General features: G+C 38.9%; 14 protein-coding genes and 2 tRNA genes. 11 read left to right on the top strand and 5 right to left on the bottom strand.

The window, feature by feature from the left end; translation table 11 throughout:
- Positions 1-446 precede the first annotated feature (446 nt).
- The 3 genes from K322_RS0106690 to K322_RS18790 form a co-directional block, all read right to left on the bottom strand.
- Positions 447-519, bottom strand: a tRNA-Lys gene (locus K322_RS0106690).
- A gap of 104 nt (positions 520-623) precedes the next feature.
- The gene (locus K322_RS0106685; RefSeq protein WP_026626192.1) at positions 624-3,473 is read right to left on the bottom strand and encodes an outer membrane beta-barrel protein; all 2,850 of its coding nucleotides are present in this window, start codon (positions 3,471-3,473) and stop codon (positions 624-626) included.
- Positions 3,474-4,317: 844 nt separating this feature from the next.
- Positions 4,318-4,866, bottom strand: coding sequence for a terminase small subunit-like protein (locus tag K322_RS18790; protein WP_051290678.1), 549 nt, complete (start codon positions 4,864-4,866; stop codon positions 4,318-4,320).
- A 341-nt stretch (positions 4,867-5,207) separates the two neighbouring features.
- Between K322_RS18790 and K322_RS0106675 the strand changes: the two genes are divergently transcribed.
- The 7 genes from K322_RS0106675 to K322_RS0106645 all read left to right on the top strand — a co-directional run bounded on the left by K322_RS0106675 (position 5,208) and on the right by K322_RS0106645 (position 16,432).
- Positions 5,208-5,960 carry a 5'-nucleotidase C-terminal domain-containing protein gene (locus K322_RS0106675; RefSeq protein WP_026626191.1) on the top strand — a complete coding sequence of 251 codons (753 nt, stop codon included), beginning with the start codon at positions 5,208-5,210 and terminating at the stop codon, positions 5,958-5,960.
- Between the two features lie 84 nt (positions 5,961-6,044).
- A complete protein-coding gene (locus K322_RS0106670; RefSeq protein WP_051290676.1) occupies positions 6,045-6,875 on the top strand; it encodes a bifunctional metallophosphatase/5'-nucleotidase in 831 nt (276 codons plus the stop codon).
- A gap of 1 nt (position 6,876) precedes the next feature.
- Positions 6,877-9,855 (top strand): glycoside hydrolase family 3 N-terminal domain-containing protein, encoded by a 2,979-nt coding sequence (locus K322_RS0106665; RefSeq protein ID WP_026626189.1) that lies wholly within the window; start codon positions 6,877-6,879, stop codon positions 9,853-9,855.
- A gap of 67 nt (positions 9,856-9,922) precedes the next feature.
- Positions 9,923-9,995, top strand: a tRNA-Phe gene (locus K322_RS0106660).
- Positions 9,996-10,689: 694 nt separating this feature from the next.
- Complete coding sequence (locus K322_RS0106655; RefSeq protein ID WP_026626188.1) at positions 10,690-11,775, top strand: efflux RND transporter periplasmic adaptor subunit; 1,086 nt, start codon at positions 10,690-10,692, stop codon at positions 11,773-11,775.
- 27 nt (positions 11,776-11,802) lie between these two features.
- Positions 11,803-15,003 (top strand): efflux RND transporter permease subunit, encoded by a 3,201-nt coding sequence (locus K322_RS0106650; protein ID WP_026626187.1) that lies wholly within the window; start codon positions 11,803-11,805, stop codon positions 15,001-15,003.
- Positions 14,984-16,432, top strand: coding sequence for a TolC family protein (locus K322_RS0106645; protein ID WP_026626186.1), 1,449 nt, complete (start codon positions 14,984-14,986; stop codon positions 16,430-16,432). The genes K322_RS0106650 and K322_RS0106645 overlap by 20 nt, the downstream gene beginning before the upstream one ends.
- Positions 16,433-16,521: 89 nt before the next feature.
- Here K322_RS0106645 and K322_RS0106640 read toward each other — a convergent pair whose 3' ends face one another.
- Both K322_RS0106640 and K322_RS0106635 read right to left on the bottom strand, forming a co-directional pair.
- Positions 16,522-17,517, bottom strand: coding sequence for a fimbrillin family protein (locus K322_RS0106640; RefSeq protein ID WP_026626185.1), 996 nt, complete (start codon positions 17,515-17,517; stop codon positions 16,522-16,524).
- A 115-nt stretch (positions 17,518-17,632) separates the two neighbouring features.
- Complete coding sequence (locus K322_RS0106635; RefSeq protein WP_026626184.1) at positions 17,633-18,580, bottom strand: fimbrillin family protein; 948 nt, start codon at positions 18,578-18,580, stop codon at positions 17,633-17,635.
- A gap of 400 nt (positions 18,581-18,980) precedes the next feature.
- On the opposite strand from K322_RS0106635, the gene K322_RS20190 reads away from it, so the two are divergent.
- The 4 genes from K322_RS20190 (at position 18,981) to K322_RS0106615 (ending at position 20,664) form a co-directional block, all read left to right on the top strand.
- Complete coding sequence (locus tag K322_RS20190) at positions 18,981-19,292, top strand: MFS transporter (protein WP_026626183.1); 312 nt, start codon at positions 18,981-18,983, stop codon at positions 19,290-19,292.
- Positions 19,289-19,531, top strand: coding sequence for an MFS transporter (locus tag K322_RS20185; RefSeq protein ID WP_026626182.1), 243 nt, complete (start codon positions 19,289-19,291; stop codon positions 19,529-19,531). Before K322_RS20190 ends, K322_RS20185 begins: the two co-directional genes overlap by 4 nt.
- Before the next feature lie 107 nt (positions 19,532-19,638).
- Positions 19,639-19,944: an MFS transporter gene (locus K322_RS20180; RefSeq protein ID WP_026626181.1), complete on the top strand. Its 306-nt coding sequence runs from the start codon at positions 19,639-19,641 to the stop codon at positions 19,942-19,944.
- 123 nt (positions 19,945-20,067) lie between these two features.
- Positions 20,068-20,664 (top strand): RNA polymerase sigma-70 factor, encoded by a 597-nt coding sequence (locus K322_RS0106615; RefSeq protein WP_026626180.1) that lies wholly within the window; start codon positions 20,068-20,070, stop codon positions 20,662-20,664.
- Positions 20,665-20,724: the final 60 nt, after the last annotated feature.

Raw genomic sequence — 20,724 nt, 5'->3', positions numbered from 1 at the left:
GAAGTTGCTCCATCGGTATACCACTCTCTTGAAACAAACGCACATACTTGCGCACTGTGTTGCGGGATAGCTCAAAGGTCGCGCTGATACCTTTTATCCCCATCCCCATTGCATAGCAATGAAGAATGTTTGCTAACTTTGTTGTCATTGTAATTTTAGCTTTAACCCATCGACCAGGACGGGAATCTAAATTACATAAAAATCCCCTGTTGGTTTATATTCCGACAGGGGACATTTTTATTTTGGCGAAAAGGGTCAAACATATTTTGGTACATGGGGGCAATTTAGACTGGCACGAGGGGGCAACGCTCACTGGATTTTCCATCCACGATTTAGGCATGTATATACTGTCGTAAATTGCCCTTTTTTGCCTATTTGGACAAAAGAAAAAACCTTGACTTTCTACTGAAAATCAAGGTTTTACTTCTTTTTGCATCATTTGCTAGTGATCCCGCTGGGGCTCGAACCCAGGACCCCATCATTAAAAGTGATGTGCTCTACCGACTGAGCTACGGAATCTCCGGTTATTGCTTTTCTTTCAAAGCGAGTGCAAAGATACAAATATATTCTAGTAATCCAACAGATTAAGCAAAAAATATTAAGAATATCCCATTTTACACATATTACATACCGGGAGGTCTTCCTCTAAATCCACCTCCGGGGCGGCCACCGGGACCACCGGGAGGAAAGTCTCCCCGATCCATATCTGACATCTTAGCTCCTCCTTTGAATATTTGAAACTTATATATAAAGCTAGCCATAAAATAAGCCGGCAATGTACTTGTTATAGTTTCTGTGTATCCTCTTGTATTTGCTGTCTGCGAGATATTAGTCCGTTGTTGCAATATGTCATAGAAGTTTAGCTTTAAAGTACCTGTACCGTATGATTTTTTCTTGATATTAATACCAAAATCTTTTGACACACTTGCATTCCACATCCATTCATTCAGTTTGTATGTCGATCCCGTACTGTTATTGGCCGAATATGTCAAGTCTGTGTCAATAGAAATACCATAAGGCAGATATGCGTTTGTATTAAATGTTCCGCCATAACTGATAATCTCCCGGTCCTGCTGTCCTGTTAAACTGTTCTGAGTGTTTTGATAGTTTACATTTCCTCTAAGACCAACTTCAAGAGACGCGTTATCAGTCAGATGCGACAGCATATCGGTTCTGAACCGAAGACCTAAACTTTCTGCAAAACGAACTGTTTTCGCTGTATTCTTTACACCGTCAGAGTAACCGTTATCATTTGTAAATGCTCCGAATGACATCGAATTGACCGAGAATTTCTTATTCTTCAAAGGTGTATTGTAAATAACCCGTAACTGAGCATTCCAGTTACCGTTGATATTATCATAAGTTGTTTCTTTCGTTCCATTTTCGAGGTTGAAAGATTTCTGAACAATATCATTTGATGATATGGTAAAACCTCCGAACATCATCAAAGCACTCGACTTCTCAGGATTGAAATTTTGAAAACGGATTCTGAATCTATTACTGAACGATGGCTTCAGATCAGGGTTACCATAAGTAATGCTCAATGGGTCTGATTCATCCCTGACATTCGACAATTGGGTTGTACTGGGCTGAGTGGTAGATCCATCATAATCCAGACGAAGATTGTGACGCTTACTCCAAAGATAATTAAACTGAGCCACAGGCGAAAAATTCAGGACATCGTTTGCTACATAAGATTTATCAGTGGGCGTTATAGTCCAGCTTTTCGAACTTGATGGTTGCAACGCTACTCCGATTGTATAGTTGTATTTAGGACGTACAGCCTTGAAATTCAACCCGATTTCCTGATTGACAAAATTATTCTCGAGCTTTTTGGTTGCTGTTGTATCTATAATAGTGTACTGATCGTTATCATCCAGATTCAAACCCTTTTTATCCGATTCTGAGTAGTTTTTTCTGTACGAATAATTCAGTTGAATGAAGTTGTTTCTCCCAATAGGTTCTACATAAGAAATGTATCCTCTCCAGTTATGTCCCTTATTTTTCAAATCGGTCTTCCTGTCAATAATAGCTACCGAATCATTTTTACTCGGATATATTGTTTTTGACCACTCCGCCCCGTCACTGTCCAAATCATTAAAACCACCGGTCAGACTCACGCTCAATACCCGCCCTTTTTTACCAAGCTCACGACTCACTTGTAAACGAGCCGAAGCCGATCTGGAAGTTCCGTCATTAAAATAGCTTGAATTACTCACATTTAAAGTATCCAAAGCATCCCACGTACGAGCATCAGTATAAACATCCGAACGGTTATTTCCGAACTGTATATTAGGTGTAAATATGATTTTTGTGACCGAATCGGGAGTCCACTCAAACCGAAGATCGGTACTGAAATTATTACTCTTATTACTGCCCCAGCCCGAAGATTCGGAAAACCTATTTCCCCTAATTGCTTTGATACTATCGGACATATAGGTCTCAGAGTGTTGAGAAGAGTTCGCATCGTTATTTGTATTTCCATAACGAATATTACCACCCCATTTCATCTTATCCGAGGATGTAATCGCAAAGTTGAATCCTCCGGTTGCAGACTTGGTTATACCATTGTTTCCGCCAAAACTCAAACCTCCTTGTCTTAATCCACGGAACGATCCTCCCACATTATCACTGAATCCTTCGTTATTTGTATTATTAGAGCCCCCTATAACTGTAAACTGATTATCATTGAGCATATAGTTTACAATACCACTGGCTCCATAACGGTCTTTGTTTCCCATTCCGGCACTGGCATTACCGAATAATCCCTGCTTCATCCCCTTCTTCACTGTTAGGTTGATTACGGTTTCTTCCTCGCCATCATCAAATCCGGTCATCTGAGCCATATCTGATTTTCTATCCAACACCTGCAGCTTATCAACCATTGATGCCGGCAGGTTTTTCGATGCCATTTTCGGGTCAGAACTGAAGAATTCTTTACCATCTACCAGTATTTTGGTAATCTCTTTACCATTGATTGTAATCTTTCCTTCCGAGTCCACTTCTGCCCCAGGCATTTTCTTCAACAAGTCTTCTACAACTGCACTTTGTTGTACTTTGTAAGAATCGGCATTGTATTCTACAGTATCACCTTTGATAGCGATTTCAGCAGCTTTCGCCGTAACAACCGCTTCACCTAAAAGAATACCGTCATCCTTTAACATAATATCTCCGAGCGCAACAGTCTTTTTTGAAGCATCGGCATTGATAAAAACCTGCTTATATCCGAGAAAAGTAACATTGACAATGTACTTACCCGGCTTTACCGACGCCGAGAAACGCCCATTATCAAGAGTGGATGTTCCGGAAACATAAGTGCTGTCTGAAGCACTTAAAATACGAATACCGGCCTGACCAATAGGTTCCTTATTTGAATTGTCATAAACAGTTCCACTTATTCTAAAGTTGGACTGAGCATTTACCGTTATACCCAAAAGACACAGTAAAATTGTTGCGAATATCGATTTTCCCATTGATGTTCCAGTATATGATTTTATTCTGTTATTAAGTTCTAAGACTTCGACTTCGGGAAAAGGTTTAATAGCATTTCCGTTTTTTTGTCATATAATAGTAAATAAAAGTTAAAGAATGTCTCCTGTATTAAATATACATATCCGGACTTACTTCATGCTTGATAATTTCAGAAAAAGGTAACAAAGGAGACAATCTTCTCTCTATTCATGTGAATCAGTAGTTGAAAAACATTCTTTTAAATTATACTCTCAGATTCCGCTATTTACTAACGCAGCCTCCCGGCTTTGTTTTTCATTTTGCCTTGATGCAAAACGAAACAAAAGATCAAGACTGCGTCTCCAACCCGACCCGCTCAGCTCTCGAAAGTTAAGACAAATAAAAATGATTATCGCTGATATCTATTTCTCTTTTAACGCTTTCTTCGTGCAGCGGGTACCCCGGGCTTCCGCCGAGGTCGAAAACCTGACGGACGAGGGGGCACAGACCCTTTTGTAGACTGGCGCAAGCGAAGTTGTGCGTCAGCCTGGGCGCATACAGGGGTGAAGCCGTAATCTGACCAGTGAAACGGGCGTAAAAACTAAATGCTGTTTGAGCTCGCAGAGCGAGTTTTATTTAGTTTCGCCCGTGAACGTTGTCAGATAGGCAGAGCCTCGCAGCGCCAAAGACCTTTTGGTTCCTTTAGGGGCTTTGGCCAAAAGGAACACAAGCAATCTGTGATTGCGCGTAGTAAATAGCATAATTTAAAAGAACGATTTTCAAATACAGATTGACATTATTAAGCCTTTTTAGAAATCCGCTAAACACTAAAAGTTAGAAAAGGTAACAAAAGTAACAACTGAGTCTCTATTCATTATATTCAATAGCTTGGTTGTTTTTTTGATTCATCTCTTCGGCTGATTTTCTGATTGTCTCCTGAAACTCTCTTTCTTCTTCCTCTTTCCACAATCTATATTCCAGTTCTTCTTGTAAAATACGTTCTTTTTCCTTCAGTTCAACAAGTATCTTTTTCTCCTTATTGTCAATATCGCTTTCTTTGGATATTGCCATTTTGAGGGTCTTTTCATCCGGAGAATATTCTTTCACTGTTACTGTCTTTCCTGCCAGATACAATTCGCCGTACTCATCTACGGCATATTTATAACGGGTGGTAGTTACTGTACGACCTTGTTCTACCCTTTGTTTTAGTATCTGACGTGCTTTTTGTGCCAACCGTTCGTCTCTTTCCAGACGGGCATTATTGACCATTTCCTCAAAATCGGGATATTTGATCATCCACTGATAAAATGTTTTGCGGCTGATGTTGTGCATTGAGCAGATTTCGCCTAATGTATATTCATCCTGCTCTATTGCCTTTGTTATTTGCTTTCCTAGTTTATCGGTATACTTTGCCATAGTTGTAATGTATTTTTTTAAGTATAGATAAAAAACAGAAAATTACCCTGAATACATACATACCATGGAGTGCGAAGACTCTGCTTCGTCTGTTGGGCTCCATATCGGGTAGAGCAGAACCCTACCCTTACGAGTCGTCGAAAGTTTCCAATTATTATGAACTATTTACGAATCCAACTACTGATTGGCATTATTTACGATTTATTAAAACGATAAAAGTGTGTACTCGTATTTTTATATTTAATTTTGAAGTTTTAAGAGTTTAAATCACAGCAAGTACTTAATTATATATTTCTTACTTGTCTAAGTAATAAAGAGGTCTGGTACCTCAAGTTGAGTTTATGAGAAGAATAATAGGCGGTGCAATAATTGTTGCATTATGTTTTTCGTGTTCGAGGCAACACTATGTTATAAAGAGTATGGATGCGCAGCGGTATCCATTGGTTGCAACCCAATATGAAGGCAAAGCTCCCGAAATGTCGGCTATGGTGGCCCGATACAAGGTGTTGCTGGATAAAGAAATGGGACAGGTTATCGGAACTTCTGATCAGGATATGAGTTATGGACGCCCCGAAAGTCTATTAACAAACCTCACATCTGACGTAATGCAGGCATACGGGGAAAAAGCAACAGGCGGCAATTGCGATTTTGCATCAGTCAATGTTTACGGGCATAGAGCCAATCTGGGGAAAGGCAATATTACAGTCGGTAATATTTTTGAAATATATCCATTCGAAAACACACTGGTATTGATCAAACTGAAAGGCAGCGATTTGCAAGAAGCATTCGAATCTTATGCAAAAATAGGAGGAGCAGGCATTTCGTCAACAGCACATTTGGTCATCAAGGACGATAAATTAGTAAGTGCTACGGTAAAAGGAAAGCCCGTTGATCCGAATAAAATATACGCTATCATGACGCTCGACTATCTGGCAGACGGCAATGATGGCATGGAAGCTTTTGCTAAAGCTGTAGAAGTAATCGAGCCGGGTATCACTCTTCGTGATGCAATGATGGATTATGTAAAACAACAAACGGCTGCCGGAAAACCGGTGTCGTCTGTATTGGATGGACGTATAACTATTGAAAAATAAAGGTCTCAGACCTATTTACGGCTGCTTCAGTAGACGAGTTTACCAGAACAATACAAAATTAAATACTTACTATTACTTAAGAATATGAAATTAAAATATATAACCTTTCTGCTGATATTGATAAGCGTTTCATTGATCGCAGAAGCTCAAAAAAAAGTAGTGATATTAGGCACAAACGACACTCATAGTCGTATAGAGCCATTACCGGCAAACGACAAACAATATGCCGGTATGGGAGGAGTGGAAGCCAGATCGGCCTTCATCAAACAAGTACGGGCAGAGAATGAAAACGTACTGTTATTTGATGCAGGGGACTTTGTGCAGGGAACGCCTTATTTCAACTTATTTCATGGGCGGGTAGAAGCCGAAGCGATGGATATGATGAAATATAATGCCGGGACTTTAGGCAACCATGAGTTTGATTATGGGCTGGATACTCTTAAAATGATAATCAAAAAACTAAAATACCCGATAGTTAATTGTAATTATGATTTTTCGAATACAGTAATGAAAGGCATGATTAAGCCTTATATTGTATTGAAGAAATTCGGACTGAAGATCGGTATTGTCGGAGTCGGCGTAGACCCTGAAGGACTTATCCAGAAAAACAGATATCATGGAATGATATTTAAGCCTGTAATAAGTACAGTTAATTTCTATGCCAAAATATTGAAAGAAAAAGAAAAATGTGACCTCATCATCTGTCTGTCTCATATAGGGTATTCTGATGATATAATATTGGCCGAACAATCTAAAAATATCGACCTGATTATCGGCGGACACTCTCATACGTATATGGAGCAGCCCGATAGACGCAAAAATATAGACGGACAAGACGTATTGATATTTCAGACCGGAAAGAACGGAGCTTTTATAAATAAATACGAAGTTGAATTGGATAAAATTAAAAAATAGGATGATAAAAAAACACACTCTCTTATCCTGTCTGATATTGCTTGTTTCAGTAGGAACTCTGTTTGCTAAAGGCAAAATCGAACCGGGTATCTATAAACATGCCGATAAACAAAGAATGCAGCAGTGGGTCGATTCTGTATACAACAGCATGACTCAGGACGAAAAAATCGGACAGCTTATAATTATACATGTAACGGGGGATAATACAGACGCAAACAAGCGGCGGATAAATAATCTTGTACAGAATGTCTATGCAGGAGGAATTCTTTTTTCGAAAGGAACTCCTACCGATCAGGCTGAGTTAACCAATCTGGGGCAATCGGGAGCTAAAATTCCTCTTTTAGTTACAGCCGATGCAGAATGGGGGCTTTCAATGCGATTGTCAAACACAACCCGTTTTCCTAAAAATATGATGATCGGAGCTATCCGTGACGACTCTCTTATATATCGGTACGGATTGGAAATGGCTCGTCAGTGCAGATTAATGGGTATTCATGTCAATTTCGCTCCGGATATCGATGTAAACAGCAATCCCGACAATCCGGTTATAGGTATCCGCTCTTTCGGCGAAGATTCCGACAAGGTTGCCGAGTGGGGAATTGTTTATGCCAAAGGTGTTGAAGACGGCGGCGTCCTACCCGTGGCTAAACACTTTCCGGGACATGGTGATACTTCCACCGATTCTCATTATACCCTGCCTTTGATCACGCATGATAAAAACCGCTTGAATGAAGTGGAACTCTCTCCTTTCAAAAAATACATAAAAGAAGGACTCAGCAGCATCATGATTGCTCACCTGAATATACCCGCATTGGACGATTCGGGTGCTCCGAGCTCTTTGTCTAAGCCTATAATAACAGATTTACTTAAGAATAATTTAGGTTTTCGGGGGCTTATATTTACCGATGGTCTGGCCATGCAGGGTGTAGCTAAAGAAAAAGATATGAGCCTGCGGGCAATATTGGCAGGCAACGATATGCTTTTGGGACCATCTTCACCCGAAAAAGAATTTAAAGCATTACAAGCAGCAGTAGCAGACGGATCTCTGAGTATGGATGTTGTAGAAGATCGTTGTAAAAGAATCCTCGAATACAAATACCTATTAGGGTTGAATGGATACAAACCATCGAACGTTGACAATCTGATAAACAGACTTAATACGCCTTATGCTGAATGGTTATGCCGGAAACTAAACGAACAGGCTATCACCTTGCTTAGAAATGAAGACAAAGTAATCCCCCTGAAGAATCTTGATAAACGTAAAATAGCGGCCGTTGCCTTGGGCGAAACACCAGACAATTCATTTCAGAACACACTGAAACTTTATGGAGATGTCACATGCTTCACTGCATCCGGTACATCTGATATAGCCGATATAAAAAAACAACTTGAGGGGTTCAATACCGTAATTGTTTCGGTACATACCACCGGAACTTTTTCGGGAGCAGCAGTAGACAGCTTAATTGAAGGTAAAGAAAGCATCGTAACCTTTCTTGTATCCCCTTATTTGATGTCGAAGTATGCTTCATCGGTCAAAAGCACAAACGGGTTGATTATGGCATATGAAAATACACCTTTCGCTCAGGAATATGCAGCGCAGGCTATTTTCGGAGGAAATGCTATCCGGGGAAAACTACCGGTATCGGTATCCGGCTTATTTGATGTAGGTGATGGCATGAAAACATCAAAAGTACGTTTGTCCTATAATGTGCCGGAAGAAGTCGGGATTCGTTCTTATAAGCTTCAAAAAATAGAAGACATCGTTCGGGAGGGATTGGCGGCACACGCTTATCCAGGTTGCGAAGTTCTGGTAGCCAAAGACGGAGTAGTTATTTACAATAAAGCGTTTGGCTCTTTTGAATATGACAATAAACGTCCGGTCTTAACAAGTGACATATATGATTTGGCTTCCATGACTAAAGCCGCCGCCACCGTACCTGCTGTCATGAAATTATATGATGATAAGAAACTCTTATTGCAGACTCCGTTGAGCGATTATGTAAAGCAGCTCAGGCATACCGATAAAGATAAGATTACAATACGTCAGGCTCTGTTTCACGAAACAGGGTTAACTTCATTCATTCCATATTATCTTCCCGCTATCGATCAGGACAGTTATTCGGGACAGTTGATTGTTTACCGTCAAACCGATGGATATCCTGCATTGATTGATAATGGGGCATGGGCAAGAACAGACTTCAAATTTAAACCTGAATTAATATCTCAGGTATCTAAACCCGGATTCACGAAGCAAATAGCCGACAACCTGTATGTAAGCGATAGCTATAAGGACATCATGTTACAAAATATAGCCGATAGCAAGTTAAGATCGAAAAAATCATATTTGTATAGTTGTCTTAATTTTATATTATTGAAAGAAGCGGTTGAAAAAACAGCAGGAACAGATCTTAATACTTTTCTGCAAAACAATTTTTATTCAAAACTAGGAGCCGTTACGACAATCTACAATCCCTTGACCAAATTTGACAAAAGTATAATTGCGCCTACGGAACAAGACGACTTTCTGAGAAAACAGCTATTACAAGGTTATGTTCACGATGAAGGGGCAGCTTTTCTTGGAGGAATATCCGGAAACGCAGGTTTGTTTTCGAATGCAAATGACTTAGCTAAGCTTTTTCAGATGTGGCTTGATCAGGGTACATACGGTGATGAAAAATATCTGAGTAAAGAAACCGTAAGAATGTTTACAATGACAAAAAGCCCGAATAGCAGAAGAGGACTAGGTTTTGACAAACCGGACATGCAGAATACAAAATCAAGCCCCACCTCTCCTTCCACTCCGGCGAGTGTTTATGGACATACAGGTTTCACAGGAACTTGCTTTTGGGTAGACCCTGATAATGATTTAATATATATATTCCTGTCTAACAGGGTGAACCCTTCAAGAACCTCTAAAGATTTGATGAAATTGAATATCCGTCCACGTATCCAGGAAGTAATTTATAATGCAATAAAGTGATTTTTTTCATCAAAGGTATTGTATATATAAAATATTGTCCTACCTTTGCACACGCAAAACGGTTAATGGTGCCATAGCTCAGTTGGTAGAGCAAAGGACTGAAAATCCTTGTGTCCCCGGTTCGATTCCTGGTGGCACCACTTTTAAGAAAAGCTGAATATCTTATTATTCGATATTCAGCTTTTCTTATTTTAATAATTGTAACCACATTTGTACCCACAAGCTCAAAAAACACCGACATTACAAGTTTTATTATTACTCCATTATTTTAATAAAAATTATAAAAGAAAACCAAGACACAAAATAACGAAAACAGTTATAAAACAACATTTAAACTATCTAAACAACAAAATAAGCACACACACATCGACCTTTTTTACGGAAAAATATTGTAAATAAATTAAATTAATTATAACAGTCTATTCTCTGAAAAACTAAATATTATCTTTGCCACAGAATGATTAAGGTAAAAAGATTATTGTTTTAGAAATTCAGGCATCCGATGTTTAATAGCGGTAAAATAAATAAGATAAAACATTCGCTAAACTATACCTTTCAGGTATCGCCTAAAGTGTTAACAACACTACAGACTAGCTTTGGGTCAATCGGATTCCAATCTCAAATATTGCTTAGAAGTATCTACCAAGAATCGTCAAACCACCCTTCCCAAAAGGTAAGTAAATATACATTCTCCCAAGTATATACAAAACGAACGAATGACGTGTCGACATAATTAGAGTGTATCTTATTAGTACTCATATCAGATTTTCGTTTTTTACGCAAAATCTTAAGAATTAATATCCTCCATTATAGTTTCTAAATAAAAGTTGCTTTATGAAAAGAGTAATAATATCCACTCTTAGTTTGAGCATATTATTCGTGATGATTGCCTGTCAGGGAAAAAAGGAAGAAAAAGCAGAGCTTGCTGTATATCCGGCTACTTTTCCTCTCCAAAAAGACACACTGGTAACAAATGAATATGTCGCAAAAATACAATCTGTAAAAAACATTGAAGTGCGTGCACAGGAAAAGGGCTTCCTTCAAAAAATATCTGTCGATGAGGGACAATACGTGCACGCCGGACAAGTCCTTTTTACTATTATGCCACAACTTTATCAGGCAGATGTAATGAAAGCTCAGGCCGAAGTAGAGCAAGCAGAAATCGACTACCGCAATTCGACTACACTGGCACAAAATGATGTTGTATCACAAAACGAAAAAGCTATGTCTAAAGCCAAGCTCGATGCCGCTAAAGCCGCACTTAAATCGGCACAGACACATCTTTCATTCACGACCATCAAAGCACCTTTTGCCGGTATTATTAACCGTATTCCGCTAAAAACAGGGAGCCTTGTCAACGAAGGAGACTTACTTACCAGCCTGTCAGATAATACTGGTATTTATGCTTATTTTAACCTTTCGGAGACAGAGTATCTTAACTACCAAAAGCAGGCGTATGAGAAGAATAACAACAAAGCAGGTTTGGTATTGGCAAATGGAGACATCTTCCCTCAAAAAGGTATTATTCAGAACATTGAAGGGGAGTTCGACAGTGAAACGGGGAATATAGCCTTTCGGGCTTTATTTCCAAATCCCGACCAGTTATTGCGAAATGGACAGTCGGGAAAAGTACAAATGGATATTCCTCTGAAAAATGCCCTGATTATTCCTCAAAAAGCGACATTCGAATTACAAGGTCAGAAATATATCTTTATAATAGATAATAATGGAGTAGTAAGATCTAAACAGATAACTATAGCCTACGAACTTCCCGATATTTATATTATCGGATCCGGATTGTCTGAAAAAGATAAATTTCTGCTCGAAGGCCTTCAAAAGGTCAAAGATGGCGACACCGTAAAAACAACACTAGTAACAGCAGAACAAGCGTTGAAGTCGTTGAAACTTAATGCAGATTGATAATTTACCTCTAAATAGAGAATTGTTATGTTTAAGAAATTTATCCGCAGACCGGTTCTGTCAATTGTAATTTCGCTTGTTATCGTATTTTTTGGTATCATTTCTCTCGTAAACCTTCCGGTAACACAGTTCCCTGCTATCTCCCCCCCAAAAGTAAATGTGACAGCAGAATACCCGGGAGCTAATAACGAGTTGCTAGTAAAAGCAGTTATCATACCCATTGAACGAGTTCTGAACGGAGTACCCGGAATAAAATATATTACATCTGATGCCGGTAATGATGGCGAAGCATCTATTCAACTGGTTTTTAACTTGGGGACTGATCCTAACGAAGCAGCAGTCAATGTACAGAACCGTATATCATCGGCTGTAAATAAATTACCACCCGAAGTAATCAGGGAAGGAGTAAAAATAACACGCGAGGAGCCAAACATGCTCATGTATGTCAATCTGTACAGTGATGATCCTGCCGCTGATCAGAAGTTCTTGTTCAACTATGCCGACATAAATATTCTAGACGAGTTGAGACGTATCAACGGTGTAGGTTTTGTCGACATACTCGGCACTCGAACCTACGCTATGCGTATTTGGTTAAAACCCGATCGTTTGACTACATATAACATATCCTCACAGGAGGTAATGGATGCTTTGAGCAGCCAAAGTATAGAAGTGTCACCCGGCAGGGTCGGCGAAAGCTCGGGTAAGCGTTCGCAGTCATTTGAATACGTGCTAAAATACCCCGGGCGTTATTCTACCGAACAAGAATATGGAGATGTGATATTGAAGAAAAAGCCGGATGGTGGATTTGTCAAACTCAAAGATGTTGCTGACATAAATTTCGGCAGCATGGTTTATGACATATATTCTAACCTCAATAAAAAACCATCGGCAGCAATCACTATTAAGCAATCATATGGTTCTAATGCAAGTCAGGTGATAAAAGATGTAAAATCATTAATGGCTGAATTACAGAAAACTAATTTTCCGAAAGGAATGCATTACGAAATCAGTTACGATGTTTCTCGTTTTCTCGATGCATCAATGGAAAAAGTGATCCATACTCTTTTCGAGGCATTTATACTTGTTGCTATCGTTGTTTTTCTATTTCTCGGAGATTGGAAATCGACTCTGATTCCGACGATTGCAGTACCGGTGTCTCTGATAGGTAGCTTCGCCGTGATGTGGTTATTCGGTATTACGCTCAATATGATTTCGTTGTTTGCTCTGGTTATGGCTATCGGCGTGGTTGTAGACGATGCCATTGTGGTGATAGAGGCTGTACATTCCAAAATGGAAACCGAACACCTGACTCCGCTCAAAGCTACAGAGGCGGCCATCACCGAGATAGGCGGTGCAATTATAGCTATCACGCTGGTCATGGCATCCGTATTTATACCTATTGCCTTTATGCCAGGGCCTGTGGGAGTCTTTTACAGACAGTTTTCGATTGTAATGGCTTCATCTATTACTATTTCGGGACTATGCGCACTGACTCTTACCCCGGCACTTTGTGCACTTATACTTAGTAATAAGCATGACGAAAAGAGAAAGCAAAATGTGATCACAAGGTTTTTGAATAAATTTGATCATTCATTTAAAAACGGTTCCGAAAAATACAAATCTGTACTCAAAAGAACCGTTGCTCGAAAAGCCATAACCTTTCCATTACTTCTTCTGTTCTGCGGGTGTGCATACTTTCTTAACAATATGCTGCCTTCCGGTTTTATACCACAGGAAGACCAGGGTATGATTTATGCCGAAATTGTAACACCTCCGGGATCTACACTTGAACGAACCAACCAAGTGGCACGCCAGTTACAGGATATTTGCGAAAAAGTAGATGGTGTAGAATCGGTGTCATCTCTCGCCGGGTACGAAATTCTAAATGAGGGTACAGGCTCGAACTCAGGATCCTGCCTTATCAACTTGAAAGAGTGGAAAAACAGGTCGAAAAGTGCTTCACAGATCATTGAAGAACTGGAGGAAAAAAGCAAAAATATTGTCGGTGCCGACATCGAATTTTTTCAACCGCCTTCTATACCCGGTTATGGTACAGCGAGTGGATTTGAACTGAGGTTGTTAGACAAAGATAATACAGGTGATTTTCATGCTATGGAAAAAGTCGCTAAAGATTTTGTAGGCGAGCTGAATAAAAGACCAGAGCTAAAATCGGTATTCTCATTCTATTCTGCTAGTTTTCCTCAATATATGCTCAACGTGGATAAAGAAATGGCAGCTCAAAAAGGGGTCACCCTAGACAATGCAATGAGTAATCTCTCTACAATGATAGGCTCCGACTACGAAACAAGTTTTATTAAGTTCGGAAGACCTTATCAGGTTATTGTTCAATCCGACCCGAAATACAGGGCTCTGCCTGAAGATGTACTAAAGCTTACAGTAAAGAACGATAATGGAGAAATGGTTCCCTATTCGGATTTTATGAAGCTGGAGAAAGTGTATGGCTTATCTGAAATGACCCGCCATAACATGTACAACTCAGCCGAAGTTGAAGGTAATCCCGCCACCGGATATAGCAGTAGCCAAGCTATTAAAGCGGTACAGGAAGTAGCCCAAAAGAGCCTGCCAAAAGGATATGGTATCGATTGGGAAGGATTATCGAAAGATGAGTCATCAAAGGGAAATGAAACAATCTTCATATTTCTTATCTGCCTTGGATTCGTTTATCTCGTATTATCGGCTCAGTATGAAAGCTTTATTCTTCCTCTGCCTATTATTCTATGTCTGCCTGCAGGTATCTTTGGGTCAATGCTGTTCCTCAAGCTTGTCGGACTGGAGAATAATATTTATGCTCAGATTGCCATGCTGATGCTTATCGGATTGCTTGGTAAAAATGCTGTGCTTATTGTAGAATATGCTGCTCATAAAAAAACGCAGGAGGGAGTATCTGTTAAAGAGGCTGCCATAGAAGGTGCTTTTCTTCGGTTCCGCCCTATACTTATGACTTCTTTTGCTTTTATAGCCGGACTCATTCCTCTTATTTTTGCTTCAGGACCCGGTGCTGTCGGCAACCGTACATTGGGAACAGCCGCTGCAGGGGGAATGTTGATAGGAACAATATTCGGATTGATTCTCATACCCGGACTTTATTATATTACGGGTCTTATACAGGAAAAACTGAAAATGGCAAGATGGGAAAGAGATATACCTTTTACCGAAGATGCCGAATATATTAAACCGTCGAAACCCAATGAAAAGAATAAGAAATAATAAGTATTTTATCCTTATAGCCCTATCTTTTAGTATTTCGGCATGTAAGGCTCCGCTAGCTACCGTAGTTAGTGGAGACATAGAAACAACAGTCCCTCAAAATTTTGGCGAAAATTTAGCAATAGACAGCACCAACAATGAGGCGATAACCCCTTGGAGAGAGTTTTTTACCGATCAGGCACTTGTAAGCCTGATCGAAGAAGGACTTCACAACAATAAAGACCTGCTGATTACACTTCAGGAAGTCGAAATTGCAAAAAGTGAAGTTGCTGCTAAACGGGGAAACATGGCTCCTACAGTCGGCTATAATATTGGAGCCGGCCTAAGTAAAGCCGGACGCTATACGAGTGAAGGCGCAGGTGATGCTACAACAGAAATAAAACCCGGCAAAGAAATGCCCGATCCGTTAGCTGATTTTCAGGGTGGGTTTACGTTAGATTGGGAAGTGGATATATGGAATAAGCTCAGAACCGAGAAGAAGTCTGCTGTAATGCGTTATTTATCAACAGTAGAGGGCAAAAATTTTGTTCTCTCAAGCCTTATAGCTGAGATAGCAACGAAGTATTACGAATTACTCTCACTCGATAATCAGCTTGATATCATAGCTGAATATATTCGATTGCAGGAAAAAGCACTTGAAGTATCAAAAATACAAAAAGAAGCCGCCGCGGCTACCGAACTTGCAGTAAAGCAATTTGAAGCAGAACTGGCAAAAGCAAAAGCTTCGGAGTTTACAATCCGCCAAAGTATTGTAGAAAATGAAAACGAAATAAATACTCTGCTTGGCCGTTATCCCCAGCCTATAAAACGGGATAAGGCTTCTTTCATGTCTATCGTACCAAATACGATTTATACAGGAATTCCATCACAGCTGCTTCAAAACAGACCGGATATAAAACAAGCTGAATTTGAACTTCAAGCCGCAAAATTGGATGTAGAAGTTGCACGCAAAGAGTTTTACCCATCGCTCAATATATCGGCGGCACTTGGGCTAGATGCTTTCAAGCCTTCTTATCTGGTGGAGATTCCGAAATCGGTTGCTTATAATGTAACAGCCGGACTGGCAGGTCCACTTATAAACAGAAGTGCTATTGTCTCAAAATTCAAAGAGGCAGATGCTAAACAAATTGAAGCTCTTTATCAATACGAAAAGACTATTTTACAGGCTTACATCGATGTCAGCAATCAGCTATCTAAAATAAATAATACCGATGAATACTATAAGCTGAAAATGCAGGAAAGCCAAATATTAGATCGGTCGATTGATATTTCGTCTCAACTTTTCAGAAACTCACGTGCCGATTATCTGAATGTATTGATGGTACAACGCGATGCACTGGATGCCAAAATAGATTTGATTCAAGCTAAAGAGAATCAACTAAGTACAGTAGTCAATATATACAAAAGTTTAGGGGGCGGATGGAAATAAAAACAACTTAATTATAAATAGTAAAATACGACTAGTTTGTATTACTTTAATTAAGACTAATCTGTGTTCAAAATTAGACAAATAAGAGATCAGAGAGATAGAAGCACTTGCAAATTATAGTTATATCTATATCCTCCAACAAAGGTAGCTGTTGTTTCAAGAGAAGTAGAGTGTGTACCTCCCAGCAAAGCATCCATTTCGACTGTTACTTTAAATTTTGCGCTATTTGAATTAGCTGTAAATGTACACGGATTAATCAATATATCTACGTAAATAGGAGTTATCAAAGAAATCGACTTATTCACTGTTACAAACGGGGTAAAAGTGGAATTTACATTAGGGACAGTTACATTTGTCTCCAGATTGAGTGTACCCTGATTGGTTACACTTGTTCCGGTAACCGACACCTTTTTCACATTGCGAGTAACCGCAATAGTCGAATTTATCTTGAACGAGAGTAAAACCATTTTATGCTCAAAGAGCAACTTTACTTCAGGATTAGCACCATTAGCTATGATACCTGAAGCAATCATAACATCTGCATTAGCTAAAGCCTTAGCAGAAGTCTGGTCTATCGGTAGTGTATAAGGAATTTGCAATGAAGCTCCATTCGATACCGAATAGGGATAATAAGCATAAAATCGGGCATTATTAGATCTACCGCTAAAGAATAAACCATCAGCAATTGCTATTATTGACGACGAAGGCTGATCACCAGCAAGAACTTTGTATGGGACATTGCTTTTATTAAGAAATGACATATTTTCTTTTTGATAGCGCATATACACTCCAAACTGATCATCACCGAGCCACCGAACCTGATTATTTCCCGAATCCCACGCCGTTCGTGTTTTGAATAATGGAACCATTGGCTCAACGCTCCCTTGAATTAGTTTCAGAGTCGAACTTTCACGTGCATCGCTGTTTTTTAGAACAACGATCGATTCTCCCTTAGTTTGGGTAACTCCAGCGGTGAAATCAACAGGAGTTCTCTGAAAATCGAAGTCGTAGTCGTCTGATGCACAACTACTAATAAAAGTTATAAAGAATAAAGAGATCACGATCGTAAGTAAAGTGTTTCTCATACCATCCAAAAGAGTCTTTTATACATAAAACAATAGAAATGTCGATTGCCTCACAAAATCGTAAAATACTTCGATCAGTAACAATCGACATTCATTCCTATTATTAAAAATACATTTACAAGATTACAGAACCGCCATCACCTGTTATCCAATCTGCAACAGTTGCGGTAGCGGTTATTCCTTTAGCAGTGAAAGTCAATGTTATCATATTTGCAACACCTGTCGAACCATCTGCAGTTATAGTTGCATCATAAGTCACAGTTTTAGCTGCATCAGCCGGATCTGGTTGAACTACGACTTCCAATGAATAAGAAGCTCCAGGTCGAGTCATCAGGGGTGACCGCGTATCCACCGCAACACTACCTATTCCGGTTTGGCTATTGGCTGTTATTGCTTCCATATCTATCAGATTAGTAGAACCAAATGTGATATCACCTTCTTCGACATCCAGAGTCACAATCGATGGTTGCTGTTTGAGCTTTAACGACACCACCTTAGCAACAGTACTAGTATAGGTCTGATCTGTTTTTAGTGTAAATCGGAGTTGTGTTAATAAGTGGTCGAAGTTTAGTACCGGATTGGAGGCCGGAGCCGAACCTGCCTTAAACCCTGTGGCTTTAGCAAACATCACATCATCGTGACCATTGATTACGATATTAACTTTTGGGGCAGTACCTGCTGTTGCCGCAGCCGATTCAGTACCTTGAGGGGCAAATGCTCTGAATTCAACAATCGAACCATCTGTCGGATAATAATAAACTGTAGAATTTTCAAAAGTCACATCATGTGAAGCAGTTCCCTTAACAGTAGCATTTTTATTGCTGATAAGATTTGTTGCTCCTGCCTTCCACGCAACATTATACGCATAAATTCCAATAGGGAAGTCTACAGTAAAGTCTTTGTCTAAAGGCCCAAGAGAGCTTCTCAAAGAGAGGGATTTAACACCCGCAGTTAATCTGATTTCGTTTGAATCATTTACATCGAGGCCATCATCGCCACTATTGCAACCGAAAAAGCCAAAAGTGAGAATCACCACGGCTAAGCTTGATGAAATTTTGTTCATAATAAAATTGTTAGTCTGTTAATATTAAAGGATTGAAAGATTATCCTTTTGTTTTGTACTATTGTGTTATATATGTTAATTATCCCTATTAGACGATCTATCGGTGTTTTCTAAGCATGATATTAGAAAAAAGCATATTCATTTATAGATGAAACAATTAAACTACTCAATTGTTTTCATCATTATGAATTTACATATAAATGTAAAAAAAATAGGTTATGCAGCCATGTCAAGAAAATGGCTTTTTATGGCTTCTATCTCAATCTTTATCCACTCTCCTATTTCAACCTTACTTCAATCTTTATATTTAAAGTAGAACATCTATAATCTTGTAGAGACTCTAACCAAAGAGTAAAAGAAAATAGATAAATGTTCATTTATACTGCTGAAATTTGCACATATGAAAGTATTAAATCAAGATATTGCATCAACAGAGACGATTAACACAGGTAAAATATTTATGCCTGTACTCGCAGGTTTAATGGCATTTACATCATTATCCACAGATATTTATTTACCGGCTATGCCTACGATGGAAGCTGATTTGAAAGGAAGTATTGAGTTGACAATCACAGGTTTTTTAATCGGTTTTGCTGCAGCACAAATAATCTGGGGGCCAATAAGCGACAAATATGGACGAAAACGACCTCTTATCATAGGGGTTATTCTATTAATTATCGGCTCGATAGGTTTGCTTTATCCACTTCTATGACAACTATCGTAACCTGGCCTGTGATACAGGCATTTGGCGCTTGTACGGGGCCTATGATTGCAAGAGCAATGGTTCGGGATGTATATCAAAAAACTGAAGCTGCACGAAAACTTTACGGATTGATGGTATTAATGGCTGTTGCACCTATTGTCGGACCATTACTGGGCGGACAAATATTAAAATTTGCCTCTTGGCATTATATCTTTTGGTTGTTGGCAATCATTGGATTCATTATGTGATTTTCGTGTTTTTTCTGCCCGAAACTATGCATCAGCAACATCATTCGGAAAAATCAATAATGCAAGCATTTACAAATTACAAAGTTTTGTTTTGAAACAAAAAGTTTATGCAATATACGCTCTGTCTTACTTTCTTTTACATAGCGGCTTATGCTTTTATTGCAGGTTCACCAGCCGTCTACATCACATATTTCAAAGTATCCGAAGAATACTATGGATGGTTGTTTGCGATCAATGTAGCAGGATTAGTTGGCTTTAGTTTGTTAAATAGACGGTTCGTAAAGATTTTCAACCTTGATCACATCCTACGGACAGCTACCATTATAGCTATGCTTTCAGGTATTACTCTGATGATTCTGGTCAAATTTGGTTATGGTGGTTTACTGGCTGTAGTTACCGGTATATTTTTTTAATTGCTTTAATATCCTTTGCAATCAGCAGCTCAAAGATACGATCATGTTTTAGAACATGTTAGTAAATGTTCAACATACACTTAATGTTTATATTTTTGTTTATACACTTCGAATCTAATACGGATGGTTTATAAGGACAAAACAGATAAACATCTTACAGAATTGCTCTCGAAAGGCGAAGAAAAGGCTTTTTGCGAACTATACATACGTTATAAAAATCGATTGTTTTTATTCTCATTGAAATTTTTGAAAGATAAAGATCTCACAGAAGATATTGTACAAGATATATTTACTCACCTATGGGAAAGCCGCTATTTTATAGACGCTAACTACAATATCTCATCCTATCTTTTCACTATTACAAAGAACAGAATATTAAATACTCTAAAGAGGTACAGTACAGAAAAAAACATAATAGATATTATTATGAGTAAGAGCTTGGTCGAACAAGTCTCTGCTGACAATGAAATAATAGATTCAGAATATAAGAATCTTTTTAAAGCAGCAATAAATAAATTGCCTCCAACACGGAAAAAGATATTTGTCTTAAGCAGGATGGAGCATATGACGCATAAAGAAATCGCTGCGACATTAAATATTTCGATCTATACCGTTCAGGAGCATATTTCAGAATCGTTGAAATATATTAAGAAATATCTGTCATTACATACAGATATCCACTTTTGCCTTCCATTATTTCTCTATTTTCTTTATCAATAAAAAAACATAAAAATATTTCAGTTTCCCCCCCAGTTGTGGAAGGGTTAATTGTATTATATA

Source organism: Indolivaga capnocytophagoides DSM 22835 (assembly GCF_000426485.1).
GTDB classification, from domain to species: domain Bacteria; phylum Bacteroidota; class Bacteroidia; order Bacteroidales; family Dysgonomonadaceae; genus Dysgonomonas_A; species Dysgonomonas_A capnocytophagoides.
Note: the sequence above shows the minus strand (reverse complement) of the source record. Positions and strands in the feature narration are given on the sequence as shown.